General features: G+C 63.8%; 14 protein-coding genes. 7 read left to right on the forward strand and 7 right to left on the reverse strand.

The annotated features are described in order from the left end of the window. Window positions 1–27: 27 nt before the first annotated feature. From NYQ83_RS10645 to modD, 5 genes are all read right to left on the reverse strand, one after another. Window positions 28–1,335, reverse strand: a complete 1,308-nt coding sequence (locus NYQ83_RS10645) for a CitMHS family transporter (RefSeq protein WP_261214580.1) — start codon at window positions 1,333–1,335, stop codon at window positions 28–30. 729 nt (window positions 1,336–2,064) lie between these two features. Then, complete coding sequence (locus NYQ83_RS10650) at window positions 2,065–3,048, reverse strand: LysR family transcriptional regulator (protein WP_128291320.1); 984 nt, start codon at window positions 3,046–3,048, stop codon at window positions 2,065–2,067. 318 nt (window positions 3,049–3,366) lie between these two features. Then, window positions 3,367–3,684: a DMT family transporter gene (locus NYQ83_RS10655; protein ID WP_261214583.1), complete on the reverse strand. Its 318-nt coding sequence runs from the start codon at window positions 3,682–3,684 to the stop codon at window positions 3,367–3,369. Between the two features lie 171 nt (window positions 3,685–3,855). Beyond that, window positions 3,856–4,875, reverse strand: coding sequence for an NAD(P)H-binding protein (locus NYQ83_RS10660; protein WP_261214586.1), 1,020 nt, complete (start codon window positions 4,873–4,875; stop codon window positions 3,856–3,858). Window positions 4,876–5,012: 137 nt separating this feature from the next. Further along, a complete protein-coding gene (gene modD, locus NYQ83_RS10665) occupies window positions 5,013–5,852 on the reverse strand; it encodes a ModD protein (protein WP_261214588.1) in 840 nt (279 codons plus the stop codon). Between the two features lie 260 nt (window positions 5,853–6,112). Between modD and NYQ83_RS10670 the strand changes: the two genes are divergently transcribed. From NYQ83_RS10670 to NYQ83_RS10700, 7 genes are all read left to right on the forward strand, one after another. After that, window positions 6,113–7,096: a calcium/sodium antiporter gene (locus NYQ83_RS10670; protein WP_261214589.1), complete on the forward strand. Its 984-nt coding sequence runs from the start codon at window positions 6,113–6,115 to the stop codon at window positions 7,094–7,096. A gap of 242 nt (window positions 7,097–7,338) precedes the next feature. Then, on the forward strand, window positions 7,339–8,424 hold the full coding sequence (locus NYQ83_RS10675) for a S1C family serine protease (protein WP_261214590.1): 1,086 nt from the start codon (window positions 7,339–7,341) through the stop codon (window positions 8,422–8,424). Between the two features lie 280 nt (window positions 8,425–8,704). Next, window positions 8,705–9,769 carry an ABC transporter ATP-binding protein gene (locus NYQ83_RS10680; RefSeq protein WP_234628676.1) on the forward strand — a complete coding sequence of 355 codons (1,065 nt, stop codon included), beginning with the start codon at window positions 8,705–8,707 and terminating at the stop codon, window positions 9,767–9,769. A gap of 135 nt (window positions 9,770–9,904) precedes the next feature. Next, window positions 9,905–11,221 (forward strand): ABC transporter substrate-binding protein, encoded by a 1,317-nt coding sequence (locus tag NYQ83_RS10685; RefSeq protein ID WP_261214591.1) that lies wholly within the window; start codon window positions 9,905–9,907, stop codon window positions 11,219–11,221. A 120-nt stretch (window positions 11,222–11,341) separates the two neighbouring features. Then, on the forward strand, window positions 11,342–12,271 hold the full coding sequence (locus NYQ83_RS10690) for a carbohydrate ABC transporter permease (RefSeq protein ID WP_128291311.1): 930 nt from the start codon (window positions 11,342–11,344) through the stop codon (window positions 12,269–12,271). Window positions 12,272–12,283: 12 nt separating this feature from the next. Continuing rightward, the gene (locus NYQ83_RS10695) at window positions 12,284–13,183 is read left to right on the forward strand and encodes a carbohydrate ABC transporter permease (protein WP_370642334.1); all 900 of its coding nucleotides are present in this window, start codon (window positions 12,284–12,286) and stop codon (window positions 13,181–13,183) included. A 233-nt stretch (window positions 13,184–13,416) separates the two neighbouring features. Then, complete coding sequence (locus tag NYQ83_RS10700) at window positions 13,417–13,617, forward strand: hypothetical protein (RefSeq protein ID WP_234628678.1); 201 nt, start codon at window positions 13,417–13,419, stop codon at window positions 13,615–13,617. Between the two features lie 189 nt (window positions 13,618–13,806). Here NYQ83_RS10700 and NYQ83_RS10705 read toward each other — a convergent pair whose 3' ends face one another. Further along, window positions 13,807–14,748, reverse strand: a complete 942-nt coding sequence (locus NYQ83_RS10705) for a 2-hydroxyacid dehydrogenase (RefSeq protein WP_261214594.1) — start codon at window positions 14,746–14,748, stop codon at window positions 13,807–13,809. Window positions 14,749–14,779: 31 nt separating this feature from the next. Next, window positions 14,780–16,300 (reverse strand): tripartite tricarboxylate transporter permease, encoded by a 1,521-nt coding sequence (locus NYQ83_RS10710; protein ID WP_261214595.1) that lies wholly within the window; start codon window positions 16,298–16,300, stop codon window positions 14,780–14,782.

The following is a 16,300-nucleotide window of genomic DNA, read 5'->3' on the forward strand; positions in this document are numbered from 1 at the left end:
AACGTCAGGCTCGGAGCGGGCCGGGCGTTAGAAGGGGAAGACACCGATCAGGGCAGCGACGAACGTCATCAGGACGGAGGCGCCGAACAGGAAGGGGATCGCGAATTTCTGGTGTTCGCCGAGCGAGATGCCGGTCAGACCGACCACCAGGAAGGTGGCGGGGGTGAGCGGGCTCACCGGGAAGCCGGTGGTCATCTGGCCGAGGATGGACGCCTGGGCGATTTCGATCGGAGCACCACCGAAGTTCTCGTAGACATGGGCCACGACCGGCATGACGCCGAAGTAGTAGGAGTCCGGATCGAAAAGGAGGCTGAGCGGCATGGCGATGATACCGAGGCCGAACGGGATGTGCTGGGCCATCGCCTCCGGCACGAAGCCGGCAGCACTCTGCGCCATCGCGGTCAGCATGCCCGTACCGCGCATGATGCCGGTGAAGGAGCCTGCCGCGAAGAGGATGGTCGCCATCATCAAGGCCGCCTTGGCATGGGCGTCCACCCGGGCCTTCTGATCGTCGACGTTCGGATAATTGATGACGAGGGCGATGACAGTGCCGATCATGAACATGATGGCGGCAGGAACCACACCCGACATCATCGTCCCGAGCACGCCGAGGGTGAGCAGGATGTTGACCCAGAAGAGCTTCGGACGGCGGGTTTTCTGTTCCGCTTCGGTGAGCACGCGGCCGGTGACGACAGCTTCGCCGGTCGCATCGGCCCCGCCGGTCAGGCCGAGACGCTTCTCTTCGCGACGCCCCATGATGTAGGCGGTCGTGAAGGTGAACAGGAGACCGACGACCTGCACCAGAATGAGCGGGTTGAAGATGTCGGTGACGGGAACGCTGAGAGCGGCGGAGGCGCGCAGCACCGGACCGGTCCACGGCAGGAAGTTGACGCCGGCGGCGAGTGACGCGACCAGAGCCAGAACGCGACGATCCATGCCGAGCCGGTCATAGAGCGGCAACATGGCAGGGATGGTGATGAGGAACGTCACCGCACCCGACCCGTCCAGATGGATGATCAGCGCAAGCAGCGCCGTCCCCATGACGATGCGTGTCGGACGCAGGCCGACGGCCTTCAGGATCCGGTCGATGATCGGGTCCATCATGCCGGCGTCGGTGACGATGCCGAAGAAGACGATCGCGAAGACGAACATCGCCGCGACCGGAGCAATTCCTTTGAGCCCATCGACGATGAACTTTGCGGTCTCAAGACCGAAACCGCCAAGGAGGGCGGCAATCAGAGGCACGAGGATCAGAGCGACCAGCGGCGACAGCCGGTTGGTCATGATCGACGTGAGCAGAACGAGGATTGTTATGAGTCCGAGTAGAGCCAACATGGCTTGACCTCAACTGGCTTGCCCCAAGTAACGTATATGTTGGTTCAAGGGGCCCGTTTTTGGGATCTACTGATTTAACAGAAAATACAGGCGCCACTTCTCGTGCGGATTTACCGTCCGCATGACAAAGATATACGTCGCTTAACTGCTTTTGATCTGAGGCAACCTCATCTCGGGAAGAGAATGTGTCAGAAGAGCGACGTTTAAGGAATTGAATTTATTGGAACGGACTAATAGGAAAAAATTATAAATGGACACCTTGGCCTCGCTCTGAGCCGGCGAAGAATGCCCGAAAAGTGAGCGCCTTACGCCGACGGCACGCTGTTCCGAGCCTTCGCCCGGCGAACACGCCGAAAGCCGGCATGTCCTTACAGCAGAATTGAGTACACTCCAGAGCAGCCGGCTCACCAGCCGTTGAATCGGGATGGAGCCTTGCAGGCATTCCACCTCCGTTTGGGCGCGCGGAACGAACACCGGAGGGAAAGCCGACGCGGCTGCACAGGAAATATTCTTTGCCGGAAAAACGGGCGGACGCGACGCATGGGCCCCCGCCGACAGAGCTATGGCCTGGCAAGTAATACGGTTTTCGCCATGCCGAGACCGCCGGACGGCCATCGGCTCGCCGCCTTTTCGTCCCAATGTCAGATGCGGGCGACGCCCCTTTCGCGGTCGCCGAAGACGCCGAAGAACGCCGAGGGTCTTCCCTCTCCGTCCCCTCTCTTCGCCTTATCAGGAGACCTTGCGTTCCACCGCTGCGATCGGCTCCGAACGGCGCACGGAGCGGAAATTCGCACTCGGAAGGTTGCCCGCCGTGTCCTGCACCGCCTGGATGAAATGCTCCACGACCGGGCTCAGATAGCGGCCGGATTTGCGTATGATGCCGACGCGGCGGTTGAGCCAGGGCGCGTCGATGCGTTTGAAGCCGAGCCCCATCGTATGGCCGGAATCAACCGCCGATGTCGGCAGGATGCCGATGCCGTAGCCCGCCCGCACCATGCCGAGCGCGGTCGACATGTAGTTCACGTCGCCGGCGATATGGACTTCCACCCCCTCACGCGCGAGCGCGCGTTCGAACAGCACCCGCACGCTGCTGGTGCGGCTCGTCAGGATGAGCGGATAGGGCGCGCAATCCTTGATGGTCAGCACTGGCGGCGCGTCCTCGATCGGGTGCCCCCGCCGGAAGAAGGCGCAGATATGGTCGGTGATGAAATTCTCGACCTTGATGTCCCGGTCGGGCGTCAGACGGATGCCGATGCCGAAATCGACCTGTTCGGCCTTCACCATGTTGATGATGTCGTCGGCAACCACGTCGCGGATGCGCACGCTGATATTGGGATGCGTGCGCCGAAACGAGACGAGCGCCTTCGGCAGCAGGCTCGCGGAGACGGAAGGAAGGGCGGCCACGCGTACCGCCCCGCGCCGCGCATAGGCGAGATCGGTGCTGGCGATCACCACGTCTTCGAGATCGGTGACGATGCGTTCAAACATCGGCAAGAGGTTGCGACCCGCCGGCGTCAGCGACACCTGTCTCTTGTTGCGATCGAAGAGCTTGATGGAGAGCACCTCTTCAAGCTGATTGATCTGCACCGTCAACGCCGGCTGCGAGATGTTGAGATCTTCCGCCGCCCGGGTGAAGCGCAGATGCTTCGCGACGGCGAGAAAGGCCCGAATCTGGCGGACATTGGGTGTCCGTACCGGAGAAACTCTCGCCATATCAGCCTCGCTGAACCCAAGGGGGCGCCGATTGGCGCCGGTGCCGCCCGCCGTCGACGGCAGGCGCTCACAGCCGCATCGAGCGGACATTTCGGTCCCGAACGCTGGCACCAGAGTTGCGCGAAGAGCACCAGAAAGAACCGCGCCGCTCTTCTAACTCATTCTTTCCACGCAAGAAACGTTCTGCGACGATCGCACCGACGCAGAAGGTCGCAGGCCGGCGCGGAAGCGATTGATCCGCCCGATCTTTTTCGCTGCGCCCCGCAACCGCGGCTGCATCCGAGAGCGGCAGCTCCACGCCCTGGCAGAACGAAAACCTCAGGCGCTCGCGATCCGCATCAGCACGAGCCCCGAAACGATCAGGAGCGCAGCCAAAATCCTCGCCGCATTCAGCGGCTCCCCGAGAAAGACGATCCCGACGACGAACGCCCCCATCGCGCCGATGCCGGTCCAGATCGTATAGGCGGTGCCGAGCGGGATGCTGCGCATGGCGAGCGCGAGAAGCCACAGGCTCACCGCCATGGCGGTCACTGTAATGAGGGTCGGGACGGGCCGGCTGAAGCCATCGGACTGCTTCATCGCAAAAGCCCAGACGACCTCGAGAATACCGGCGACGACGAGATAGATCCAAGGCACGAGCCCCTCCACATCTGATGGGCCAGGCCGTCCTGGACATTGCAGCCCGAAATGAGCGACCCGAGCTTGGGCAACCCGAAACGGGAGAGGTCGTCCTCCTGTGTGCGGGCAAACCTATCGGCCGCCGCCTCCTCCGCCAAGGCCCCCTGCCGACCCCCCCGGGAAGGGCCGTCAAAACACCGCGTGGTCGCCGCGTTCCACGCGCGCTTCGCCTGTGACGAGCCGCGCATAGAAATCGAACAGCGTTTCGGTGCCGTAGGACGGCGTCGCCGCCGCGTCGTAGCGCCCGGTCTCGGGGTTGAGGAGCAGCATCGATTCCGTCGCGTAATAGCGCCCGATCCGGGCGAGCTCCGCCTTGGCGCGCAGTTTCGGCGAGAACCTGCCAAGCCCGCTCAGCCCGGCGATGATCGCATCCATCAGCGCCACCGGCACATGCTTGAATTTCGGCTCCTTGCCCAGAAGCTGAAACAGCCTTTCCCCCTGCTCGATCGGCGTCACCGCATCGCCCGGCCCGCCGATCGGCAGGATCTTGTCGTGGCGGTCCTCGTCATCCACGCATTCGGCGAGATAGCGCCCGAGATCGTCGTCGCTGATCGGCTTGCACGCCGTCAGCCGCCCGTCGCCGAAGAGAAGATAGGGCTTTCCGGCACGCAGCCGGTCGATCTGGCCGGCAAGCGATTTGAAGAAGGCCGTCGGCCGCACGATCGAATAGGTGAGCCCCGACGCGATCAATTCCTTCTCGAAGGCGAGCTTTGCCTGCTGGAAGGCGAGAAGCGGTTTCTGCACGCAGATCGCCGACAAGAGCACCATCTGGCTCACGCCGGCCTCCCGCGCGGCGGCAAGCGCGTCTGAATGCGCCTGATAATCGATCGCCCAGGCATCCTTCTCACCGCCGGTGCGCGAGGCCAGGCAGGAGACGAGAACGTCGAACGGCTCGCCGGAAAACCCGTCGCGCCTGAGCGAGGCCGGGTCCGTCACCTCGCCGAAGCGCAGTTTTGCCCCCTCCAGAAGCTTCGCCGTCCCCTCCGGCGTCAGCGCCCCGCCGATACCGGCTTTCGGCCGCACGAAACAGACGACCTCATGGCCGCAGGCCATGAGCGCCTTCACAGTGGCACGGCCGATCGTCCCGGTCGCGCCCAGAACGAGGATGCGTTTGGGCTTCAGATCGCTCGCATTCTGTGGATCCGTCATCGCTTCGCCCGCAGGACTGGCATGGCGCAAAGAAAGTCGTGCATCGCGTCAGCTAGCGGACCGAACCGACTGAACGCAATGGGACAAGACCTCGCTGCGGACCCGGGACAAGGCTCACCCGCCCCGCCTGCGCACCCTCACCCGCGTTCGATCGTGACCTTCACGTCGCTCGGCCGGCCGAAATAGGGCGCCGATGTCACCAGCACGTCGCAGCCCGTCGCCGCATAACGCGCCGCATTCGCCTCGTTGACGCCGCCGGCCATCGCCACCACCGGCCGCGGCGTCAGCCCGGCCACCCGCCGCACCATCTCCGCAACCGCCTCGGGCTCCAGCTTTTCCAGCTGGATGACGTCGACCCCGGCCTTCGCGAGCGCCTCGGCCTCGTCGAGATCATCGCTCTCCACCACGATCTTCTTCTCCGGCGCGTGCCGCTTCAGCGCCGTCATCCACGCCGCCATGGCGCCATCCAGAAACACGCGGTGCTCCGGAAAGACGAGGATCGTTTCCGACAGCCCGAGCCGGTGGATGCCGGCCCCGCCGGCCATCACCGCCTTGATGGAGATCTCCTTGGTGCCGGGAAAATTCTTGCGCGTGCAGGCAACGACGATCTCCGGCGCCTCCGCGCGCGCCGCCTCGACGATCCGGTTGGCGCGCGTGGCGATGCCGGAGGCGTATTCGACGAGCGTCTGCGACACCTTCCAGGCCTTGTGCAGCGCTGCGGCCGGCCCGACCGCACTCAAAAACACCGTCCCCGCCTCGATCGTCGATCCGCTCGGCAACACCGAAGCGATCTCCCCGCCCGCGCGCCGGATCATCCGTGCCGCCTCTTCGGACGCACACAGCACCATCGCATCGCGGGCGGCAAAGCTCATGCGCCCGGCCTTCCCGCCGATCTGCAGCGCCTGCGTGGTGAGGTCCCCATAAGGCGCATCCTGCGCGAGAAGCCGGTTGAGATCGGCATCGGAAAGATCTGGCATGTGGGATTCCTTCTGATCGTCTGAGAGCGGCGGCTCCGTCCAGCATCGCTGTTGGCGAGACCGGGCACGGAGAAAGCGTATTCAGCAGCATGGCGCGTCACTCCGCGTCTCCGCGAGAGAGACTTTTCGACGCGACGGCTTCCCCGTCCATTCATCCTATCCACGCGGTCTCCAGCCCCCGGGCCAAGGGACACGTTCCATTGACCGCTGTAAGTTGAGCTCTATCAGTTATTGCTCCTCCCAGCTGCAAAGGGGTCGACATGTTTGAAATCTGGGGGCCTCTCGCAGGGGGACTTATCCTGCTGGTCGTCGGCGGGGAGCTGCTGGTACGCGGCGCCGTTCGGGTTGCGGCCGGACTTGGGGTCTCACCTCTGGTCATCGGCCTGACATTGGTCGGCTTCGGAACGTCCACGCCGGAACTGGTAACCTCGGTGCAGGCGGCGCTCTCCGGTGCACCCGGCATCGCCTACGGCAACATAGTCGGCTCCAGCATCGCCAACATACTCCTGATTGCAGGGATAGCTGCACTGGTCAGCCCGATGATCATTGCCTCCGGCGCTTTGAAACGGGATGGCGTAGTCATGCTGGCGGTTGCGATCGTTTTCTCGGCGGTGGCCTTTTCGATGCCCCTCGGCCGCATTGCGGGCGGGCTCTTTGTGGCGGCGCTGCTCGCTTACATCTACCTCGCCTTCCGGCAGGAAAGGGCCGCAGCGCCGGCAGGTCACGGAGCGGTCTATGAAAAGAGCGCGGCTTTGCAGGAGACCGACGCAGCCCTTGTGCCGGCGCAACCGCCGCAAACGTCCTTGCTCGTCTCGGCATTGATCGCGATCGGCGGGCTTGTCCTCGTCGTCATGGGAGGACGCCTGCTCGTCGATGGTGCCGTGGCGCTTGCCCGCAGTTACGCGATCTCCGAAACGGTCATCGGGCTGACCATCGTCGCCGTCGGCACGTCCATGCCCGAGCTCGTGACCTCGGTCGTGGCGGGAATTCGCAAGCAGGGCGACGTGGCCTTCGGCAACATCGTCGGCTCCAATATTTACAACATCCTGGGAATAGGCGGGTTCACGGCACTGGCATCACCGGGTGCCGTCCCTCAGGAGATCGTCGCTTTTGACAACCTCGTGATGATCGGGGTGTCACTTGCATTCGTGGCTTTCGCCTGGACGGGACTGCGTATCGCGCGCTGGGAAGGGGCAGCTCTTCTCTGCGGATATGTCGGCTACGTCTATGCGATATGGCCCTGATCGCGGCGAGGCGCGAATAAGGTTCACACCATGCCCGGCACGGCGGCCCCGCACATCGGCCGCCCCTAATTCGTCCAGCGCCTGATCGCACCACGCAGGCGCGCACAGGCAGGGGGCACGAGGGACGGCGGAGCTTCTGCCCCTCTCTCCTCCATGACCGCCCACCAAATCCCGGCTGCCTGGTTGCCTCCCCGAAAAGCCGGTGCCAATCATCTGAGGAGGCCCGCTCGGAGAGATTGGACGTGAACGAAACCCGCACCCGCGCACTTCTCGCGCTTCTCGTCGTCCTTCTCGCCCTTCTCTTGCTGCAGCCCTATGTCGACCGCTTTTTCTTCTCGGCGACCGCGCCGCGCCCGATCGCCCCGCGTGCCGAACTCTCCGATTTCGAACGCTCCAGCGTTTCCGTCTTCGAGGAGATCGCCCCCTCCGTCGTCCAGGTCGTGGCGCGCCCGCGGGGAAGCCGCTTCGGCCAGAGCAACGGCCTGCAATCGGGCACCGGTTTCGTCTGGGACGAGGCCGGCCACATCGTCACCAACAACCATGTGGTGGAGAACGCCGCATCGATCTCCGTGCGTCTCGCCGATGACGAGGTGGTGGCTGCAAGCCTCGTCGGCCGCGCCCCCAATTACGATCTCGCCGTCCTCCGGCTCGCCCCGCGCACGCGCCTGCCGCCGCCGGTGCCGCTCGGCACCACCGACGATCTAAAAGTCGGCCAGACCGCCTATGCGATCGGCAATCCCTTCGGCCTCGACCAGTCCTTGACGATGGGCATCATCTCCGCGCTGAAGCGGCGCCTGCCGACGAGCGGCGGCCGCGAGATCGCCGACGTCATCCAGACCGACGCGGCGATCAATCCCGGCAATTCCGGCGGCCCGCTGCTCGATTCGGCCGGCCGTCTCATCGGCATCAACACGGCGATCTTCTCGCCGTCCGGCGCCAATGCCGGCATCGGCTTCGCCATCCCCGTCGATGTCGCGAACCGCGTCGTCCCCTCCCTCATCTCCTCGGGGCGCGTGCCGACACCCGGCATCGGCATTCTGGCGGCGGATGAATCGATCGCCGCCCATCTCGGCATATCTGGCGTCGTCATCGCCGGAATCGTGCCGGGCTCGCCCGCCGACCGGGCCGGCATCGAAGGCCTCAATCAGTACCGCGGCACCATCGGCGACATCATCGTCGGCATCGACGGCGACGAAGTCCGGGGCCTCACCGGCCTCACCAAAAAACTCGAAGCGGCGGGCGTCGGCGGCACCGTCGAGCTCACGCTCGAACGCGACGGCCGCACCCGCGACGTCACTGTCGACGTGGTCGATATCGGCCAGCAATAAAGCGCGGCCCCCAGGTTTATCTCAGCGTCACTTGCAGAGCCCCGTGCGGCGCCCCTCACGGCACCTCGTCACGCCCAAAAGACATCGCACAATGTGCGTATACGTGAATGCTCAGGCAGCGTCGTCGGCTTTCCGCTACCGCCGTCCGCGGCCTCATCTTCCAGAATTTCCAGAGTTTTTCGGCCGTTTTCCGCATTGTTGAGGAAACGGTTGCACAGCGCCGGAAGAGCCGCCACTATAGCCATAACGAATACATTAATAATCCAAGGCGAGGAAACGTATGGCATCGGTGACGTTCCGCGACGTCCGCAAGGCGTTCGGATCGGTGGAAGTGTTGCACGGCGTCTCGATCGATATCGAGGAAGGCCAGTTCGTCGTGCTCGTCGGCCCTTCGGGCTGCGGAAAGTCCACGCTCCTGCGCATGCTGGCAGGTCTGGAACACATCACCGCCGGCGAGATTTTGATCGGGGATCGCGTCGTGAACGCGCTGCCGCCCAAAGAGCGCGACATCGCCATGGTGTTTCAGAACTACGCGCTCTACCCCCACATCACGGTGGCGGAGAACATGGGCTTCTCCCTGAAGCTCAAGGGCGTCTCCAAGAAGGAGATCGAAAGCCTCGTCTCGCCCGCCGCCGAAATGCTCGGCCTCTCCCATCTCCTCGACCGCTATCCGCGCCAGCTCTCCGGCGGCCAGCGCCAGCGCGTCGCCATGGGCCGCGCCATCGTCAGAAAGCCGCAGGTCTTCCTCTTCGACGAGCCGCTCTCCAACCTCGACGCCAAGCTGCGCGTCTCCATGCGCACGGAGATCAAGAACCTCCATCAGCGCCTGAAGACCACCACCGTCTACGTCACGCACGACCAGATCGAGGCGATGACCATGGCCGACAAGATCGTCGTCATGCATGACGGCATCGTCGCGCAGGTCGGCGCCCCCCTCGATCTCTACGACCGGCCGGAAAACCTCTTCGTCGCGGGCTTCATCGGCTCGCCGGCGATGAACATGGTGACGGGCACCCTCGACGCGAACGACCGCAACATCTTCGTCACCGGCGACGGCGAGCGCCTGCCGATCGCCGAGCCCGGTGATGCCGAACCCGGGCGCGAGATGATCTACGGCGTACGTCCGGAACACTTTCAGCTCGGCGGCGACACCACGCTCCGCGTGGAGGTGGTCGAGCCGACGGGCTCTGAGACCCATGTCGTCGCCTTCCTCGGCGAGACGGAGGTCGTCTGCGTCTTCCGCGAACGCATCTCCGCCGGCCCCGGCGACGAACTCAAAGTCACCATCGACGCGGGTTCCGTCCATCTCTTCGATGCGAAGGAGGGCGACCGGCTCTCCGTGTGAGCGCCTTGACGATCTGAATGGGTGAAATCTCCGGCCAAAGGCCGGCCAGAAGGGCAGAAAGCCCTCATCGCTGCGGTCGCGGGAGCCGCAAGAAGCGCATCAAAAAAACATCCCGCAACGTGGAGGAAACCGACAATGCCAATCGATCGCAGAACCTTTCTGAGCGGCACGGCGAGCCTTGCCGCCGGCGCCGCCTTTTCCGGCGTTCCGGGCGCCCGCCGGGCGTTCGCCCAATCCGCCGGCATGACGTTCCAGCCGGAAGAAGGCGCTTCGCTTCGCCTCCTGCGCTGGGTGCCCTTCGTCACCGGCGAGGAAGAGGCCTGGAACGCCAACACCAAGGCCTTCACCGAGGCGACGGGCGTCGAGGTGCGCATCGACCAGGAAAGCTGGGAGGATGTCCGTCCGAAGGCTGCGGTCGCCGCCAATGTCGGCTCGGGTCCCGATATGGTGATGAGCTGGTTCGACGATCCCTTCCAGTATCCCGACAAGCTCGTCGACGTGACCGACCTCGCCACCAAACTCGGCGAGGCGCATGGCGGCTGGTACGAAGGTCTCGAAGGCTATGCCCGTCAGGACGATAGCTTCATCGCCGTCCCGCTCTGCGCCATCGGCAACGCCGTCTGCTACCGCCAGAGCCATATGGAGAAAGCCGGTTTCTCCGAATTCCCGAAGGATACGGACGGCTTCCTGGAACTCTGCAAGGCGCTGAAGGCGAACGGCACGCCCGCCGGCTTCCCGCACGGCAAGGCCGTCGGCGACGGCAACAATTACGCCCATTGGCTTCTCTGGAGCCATGGCGGCATGATGGTCGACGAAAACAGCAAGGTGACGATCAACAGCCCCGAGACCAAGGCCGCGATCGAATACGCCAAGGCGCTCTACGAGACCTTCATTCCGGGCACGGAAAGCTGGCTCGACATCAACAACAACCGCGCCTTCCTCGCCGAACAGATCTCGCTGACGGCAAACGGCGTCTCGCTTTATTACGCCGCCGCCAAGGACCCGGCGATGAAGGAGATCGCCGAGGACATCCGCACGGTGAACCTGCCGGTCGGCCCGATCGGAAAATCGGTCGAGCTTCACCAGACCTCGACGCTCTCGATCTTCAAGCACTGCAAATATCCGCAGGCGGCGAAGGCCTATCTGGAGTTCATGTACCAGTCGGACAAGATGAACGCCTGGATCGAAGGTGCGAGCGCCTATTGCTGTCAGGCTCTGAAGGAATTCGCCGACAATCCGGTGTGGACGTCGAACCCCGTGCACGAGCCTTATTCGCGCGCCTCTGAAAGCCTGCGGCCGAACGGCTATGCCGGCCCGCTCGGACCGGCCTCCGCCGGCGTCATGGCCGATTACGTCCTCGTCGACATGTTCGCCGAGGCCGTCACCGGCCAGCGCTCGCCCGAAGACGCCATGGCGAACGCGGAACGCCGCGCCAGGCGCTACTACAGCTGAGGCACCGGGGGGGAGCCGGGCGCCGGCTACGGCCGGCGCCCGTTATCTCAAAGCCCCTCAGACCAGCCAGGCCCGCGCCGCCAAGGTGCTGTGCCGACCAAAAGATGAGACAGGCTCACAATGACGGATGTGCCGCTGACACCACGCCGCTCGCTGCTTTCGAGGTTCCTGGAGAGCCGCAACGGCCTCGGGCTTCTTTTCATGCTGCCGGCGGCGGTCTTTCTCCTGTGCTTCCTGACCTATCCGCTCGGTCTCGGCGTCTGGCTCGGCTTCACCGACACGCGCATCGGCCGCACCGGCGAATTCATCGGCCTTGAGAATTACATCTGGCTCTTCGATGACCCGATCTTCTGGTTGTCGGTCTACAACACCATTCTCTACACCGTCGTCGCCTCGGTCCTGAAATTCGGCCTCGGCCTCTGGCTCGCCCTCATCTTGAACGAGCACCTGCCCTTCAAGACCTTCTTCCGGGCGATCATCCTTCTCCCCTGGGTGGTGCCGACGGTTTTGTCCGCGCTGGCCTTCTGGTGGATCTACGACAGCCAGTTCTCGATTATTTCCTGGGTCTTGATGCAATGGGGGCTGATCGATGCGCCGATCAACTTCCTCGGCCAGCCGAACCATGCCCGCGCCTCAGTGATCGCCGCCAATGTCTGGCGCGGCATTCCCTTCGTGGCGATCTCGCTTCTCGCCGGCCTGCAGACGATCCCGCAATCCCTGAACGAGGCGGCAGCGCTCGACGGCGCCACCTCCTGGCAGCGCTTCACCAAGGTGACGCTGCCGCTTCTGACCCCGATCATCGCCGTCGTCATGACCTTCTCGGTGCTTTTCACCTTCACCGACTTCCAGCTCATCTACGTTCTGACGCGCGGCGGACCGGTCAACGCCACGCATCTGATGGCCACCCTCTCCTTCCAGCGCGCCATTCCCGGCGGCCAGCTCGGCGAAGGTGCGGCGATCGCGGTCGCCATGATCCCCTTCCTGCTCGCCGCCATTCTGTTCTCGTTCTTCGGGCTGCAGCGCCGCCGCTGGCAGCAGGGCAACGACTGAGGAAACGCACCCATGGCCAAGAAAAGCCTCAGCCCCGCAGCCTCCACCCGCGACGACACGGAGGGCATGGATCAGTTCAACACGGTGACGCGGCGCATCCTCGTCGTCTATCTGCCGCTCGCCGTCTTCATCTTCGTGCTGCTCTTCCCGTTCTATTGGATGGCGATCACGGCGATCAAACCGGACCACCAGCTCACCAATTACGACCGCTACAGCCCCTTCTGGGTGGTCGAGCCGACGCTCGACCATATCCGCTACCTGCTCTTCGAGACGTCTTATCCGGGCTGGCTGTGGAACACGATGCTGGTCGCCTTCGCCTCCACCTTCCTGTCGCTGTTTGCCTCCGTCCTCGCCGCCTATGCGATCGAGCGCATCCGCTTCACCGGCGCACGCACCACCGGCCTCCTCATCTTTCTCGCCTATCTGGTGCCGCCGTCGATCCTCTTCATTCCGCTCGCCTTCATCGTCTTCCAGGTCGGCATCTTCGATTCCCGCCTGGCGCTCATCCTCACCTATCCGACCTTCCTCATCCCGTTCTGCACCTGGCTGCTGATGGGCTATTTCCGCACCATCCCCTTCGAGCTTGAGGAAAGCGCCCTCGTCGACGGCGCCTCGCGTTTTCAGATCCTGACGAAGGTGGTCCTGCCGCTCGCCGTCCCCGGCCTCATCTCCGCCGGCATTTTCGCCTTCACCCTGTCGTGGAACGAGTTCATCTACGCCCTCACCTTCATCTCCTCCTCGGAGAACAAGACGGTGCCCGTCGGCGTCCTCACCGAGCTCGTGCGCGGCGACATCTACGAATGGGGAGCCCTGATGTCCGGCGCCCTCCTGGGCTCGCTGCCGGTCGTCATCCTCTATTCCTTCTTCGTCGACTACTACGTCTCGTCGATGACGGGTGCGGTGAAGGAATAGGCGTGCCGGGCGGGGACCCGTCGCCCTCAGATCCAAGCTGGAACTACGAAAATCGGCGCCAAAAAAATAAACGATACAAAGAATTCAAATATTACTGGAATATCACGTGATTACCGCCACGCCTTTGAGCAACTACAAAAGACATTTCTTGAATAAGTTAGACGATAATCGTATAATTCATGCGTTGGCTTCGGAAGAAAGCACTCTGAAGCCCGAAAGCAAAGGAGAGAGCCATGGCTGACAAACCCGTATGCAGCAGCTGCGCTTTCTTTGAAGATCACCACGCCAACAACGACCGCGAGATCAGAGATGCTGGTCTCTGCCGGTTCAACCCGCCCGTCACGCAGCCCGTGGCGGATGCCGTTGGATACTGGCCGGTCGTGAAAGAGAGCGATTGGTGCGGCCATTTCGCGAAGGAGGGCCTGGCGGCCTGATTTTCCGAAACGCGCATGGCGCGGCTTGGACCGCGCAACGGGGCGCAGCATGGCGCTGCGCCTCCTTCAAAGGGCCGGACGACATAGCCTGATGACAGTCTGAGGACGACAGGGCGGCATGCATGCCGCCCTTCTGCGTTATGGCTCGAAGTCCTTACCGACAGCAGACAGCCGGCCTTCCCGCCCGCCTCAGGCGACGGGGCTCAGAAGCGGCTCGCCCTTGAGATGCGCCCGCAGATTGTCGACCACCATCTGCCCCATCGCCGCGCGCGTCTTGTGCGTGGCGCTGCCCTGATGCGGCGACAAGACGACATTGTCGAGCGCCTTCAGTTCGTCCGGCACGTTGGGCTCGTCGGCAAAAACGTCGAGCGCCGCCCCGCCGAGCCCGCCGGATTTCAGAAGCTCGATCATCGCCGGCTCGTCGACGAGCGAGCCGCGCGCCATGTTGACGAGCCTCCCCTCCGGCCCGAGCGCCTCCATCACGCCGCGGCTGACGATGCCCTGCGTTTCCTTCGAGCCCGGCGCGATCACCACCAGCCAGTCGCAGGCCTTCGCCATCTCGGTGAGGTCGGCGAAATAGGGATAGGGCTCGTGCGCCTGCTTGTGGCGGCCGTGATAGACGATTTCCATCTTGAAGACCTGCAGTCGCCTGGCAATTTCCTTGCCGATGCGCCCGAGGCCGAGAACGCCGGCGCGCGCCCCGCGCAATTCGTCCATCAACGGAAAATCTCCGCCCGGCCAGCGGCCGTCGCGCACATAGCGGTCCGCCTGCGGCAGCCGGTGGGCGAGCGCAATCATCAGCCCGACCGTCATTTCCGCCACGCAATCGTTGAGCACGTCGGGCGTGTTCGTCACCCGCACACCGGCGCGCTTCGCCGCAGCGACATCGACCGCGTCATAGCCGACGCCGAAGGAGGAAATGATCTCGAGCTTCGGCAGCGCCTCGATGATCTTCGCCGAACAGCCGTGGTGCCCGCCGGTCGCGACGAAGCGCACCCGCTCGCCGATCTCAGAGAGAAGCGCCTCCTTGTCGTCCGCCGCGAAATAGCGGTGAACCGTGAAATCCTTCTCGATCTCGGCAATCACGGCGTCGGCGAGAGGGCCGACCATCAAAAGCTCGGGTCGCGTCATGACATCTTCCATTCGTTTTCAGGGGCGCTCCTCATCCTTGCGGGAGATCCTCCTTGGGAGAGGCCGCGGAGGCCGTCCATCGCCGTCGCAGATAGAGGATGATCGGGATCGACCAGACCACGATCGTAAAGATGCCGAGCCCCGCCGCGATCGGCCGCTCGAAGAAGGCGAGGAAGCTGCCATCGGCCTTGATCATCGAGGTGATGAAATTCTGCTCCAGCATCGGCCCGAGGACGAGGCCCAGGATCGCCGGGGCGATCGGAATGTCGTTCTCCTCCATGATGAAGCCGAGCACGCCGAAGATCAGCATCAGGAGAACGCCGAAAACGGAATTGTTGATGGCGAACGAGCCGACGATGCAGAAGAGCAGAATGACCGGCATCAGCACCCGGTTCGGGATCGACAACAGCGTCGAGGCGCCTTTGATCGCCACCCAGCCGAGCGGCAGCATGATGATGTTCGCCAGAAAGAACACCATGAACACCGCATAGATCAGCTGCGGATCGTTGATGAACACGGTCGGGCCCGGATTCATGCCTTTGACGTAGAGAACGCCGATCACGATCGCGGTGATGGAATCGCCCGGAATGCCGAAGACGAGCGCCGGGATCCAGGCCCCGGAAACGGCCCCGTTGTTGGACGCCCCGGCCTCCACCAGCCCCTCCACATGCCCGCGCCCGAACTTCTCCTTCTGCCGCGAAAACTGCTTGGAGACGGCATAGGAAATCCACGCTGCGATATCCGCACCCGCCCCCGGCAACGCGCCGATCGCCGTCCCCGTCGCGCTCCCACGTAGCATCTGGATCGGATAGCGGCGGATATTCGTCCATTGCCGCGTGAACACCGTATGCTTGCCGGAGCGATCGACACTCGGCCGATCCTTCGAATAGACGATCGAGCGCAGAACCTCCGACACGGCAAAGAGCCCGATCATCGCCGGGATGAACTGCACGCCGGCCAAAAGCTCGACATTGCCGAAGGTGTAGCGCGGCTGTCCGGCCGGATTGTCGATGCCGATCGTCGCCGCAAAAAGCCCGATCAGAAGCGCAATCATGCCGCGCGTGACGGAGCTCGGCGACACGAAGATGGCGCAGGAGAGCCCCAAAAGCACCAGCCAGAAATATTCGAACGATGAGAATTTGAGCGCGATTTCGGCAAGCGCCGGCGCCGTCGTCACAAGCACGATGGTGCCGAAAATGCCGCCGATCGCGGAAAACACGAGGACGGCGCCGAGCGCCTCGTCGCCGCGCCCGTCCTGCGTCATCAGATAGGCGTCTTCGACGTAAGCCGCACTCGCCGGCGTCCCCGGCATGCGCAGAAGCGCGCCCGGAATGTCGCCGGCGAAGATCGCCATCGCGGTCGCCGTCACGATCGCCGCGATCGCCGGCACGGGATCCATGAAAAAGGTGATCGGCACCAGAAGCGCCGTCGCCATCGTCGCCGTCAGGCCCGGGATCGCACCGACGAAAAGACCGAAACAGGCCGACGCGAAGATGACGAGAAGCACATAGGGCTGAAAGACGAGGCCCGCGGCCTGCGCGAGGATATCCAT

The organism is Afifella sp. JA880 (assembly GCF_025379905.1).
GTDB classification, from domain to species: Bacteria; Pseudomonadota; Alphaproteobacteria; order Rhizobiales; family Afifellaceae; genus Afifella; species Afifella aestuarii.

Coding starts and splice junctions, on each gene's coding strand:
- NYQ83_RS10700 (WP_234628678.1), top strand. CDS start 13,417: ATGGCTGACAAACCCGTATGCAGCAGCTGCGCTTTCTTTGAAGATCAC.
- NYQ83_RS10710 (WP_261214595.1), bottom strand. CDS start 16,300: ATGGATATCCTCGCGCAGGCCGCGGGCCTCGTCTTTCAGCCCTATGTG.
- NYQ83_RS10685 (WP_261214591.1), top strand. CDS start 9,905: ATGCCAATCGATCGCAGAACCTTTCTGAGCGGCACGGCGAGCCTTGCC.
- NYQ83_RS10650 (WP_128291320.1), bottom strand. CDS start 3,048: ATGGCGAGAGTTTCTCCGGTACGGACACCCAATGTCCGCCAGATTCGG.
- NYQ83_RS10645 (WP_261214580.1), bottom strand. CDS start 1,335: ATGTTGGCTCTACTCGGACTCATAACAATCCTCGTTCTGCTCACGTCG.
- NYQ83_RS10670 (WP_261214589.1), top strand. CDS start 6,113: ATGTTTGAAATCTGGGGGCCTCTCGCAGGGGGACTTATCCTGCTGGTC.
- NYQ83_RS10660 (WP_261214586.1), bottom strand. CDS start 4,875: ATGACGGATCCACAGAATGCGAGCGATCTGAAGCCCAAACGCATCCTC.
- NYQ83_RS10705 (WP_261214594.1), bottom strand. CDS start 14,748: ATGACGCGACCCGAGCTTTTGATGGTCGGCCCTCTCGCCGACGCCGTG.
- modD (WP_261214588.1), bottom strand. CDS start 5,852: ATGCCAGATCTTTCCGATGCCGATCTCAACCGGCTTCTCGCGCAGGAT.
- NYQ83_RS10690 (WP_128291311.1), top strand. CDS start 11,342: ATGACGGATGTGCCGCTGACACCACGCCGCTCGCTGCTTTCGAGGTTC.
- NYQ83_RS10680 (WP_234628676.1), top strand. CDS start 8,705: ATGGCATCGGTGACGTTCCGCGACGTCCGCAAGGCGTTCGGATCGGTG.
- NYQ83_RS10695 (WP_370642334.1), top strand. CDS start 12,284: ATGGCCAAGAAAAGCCTCAGCCCCGCAGCCTCCACCCGCGACGACACG.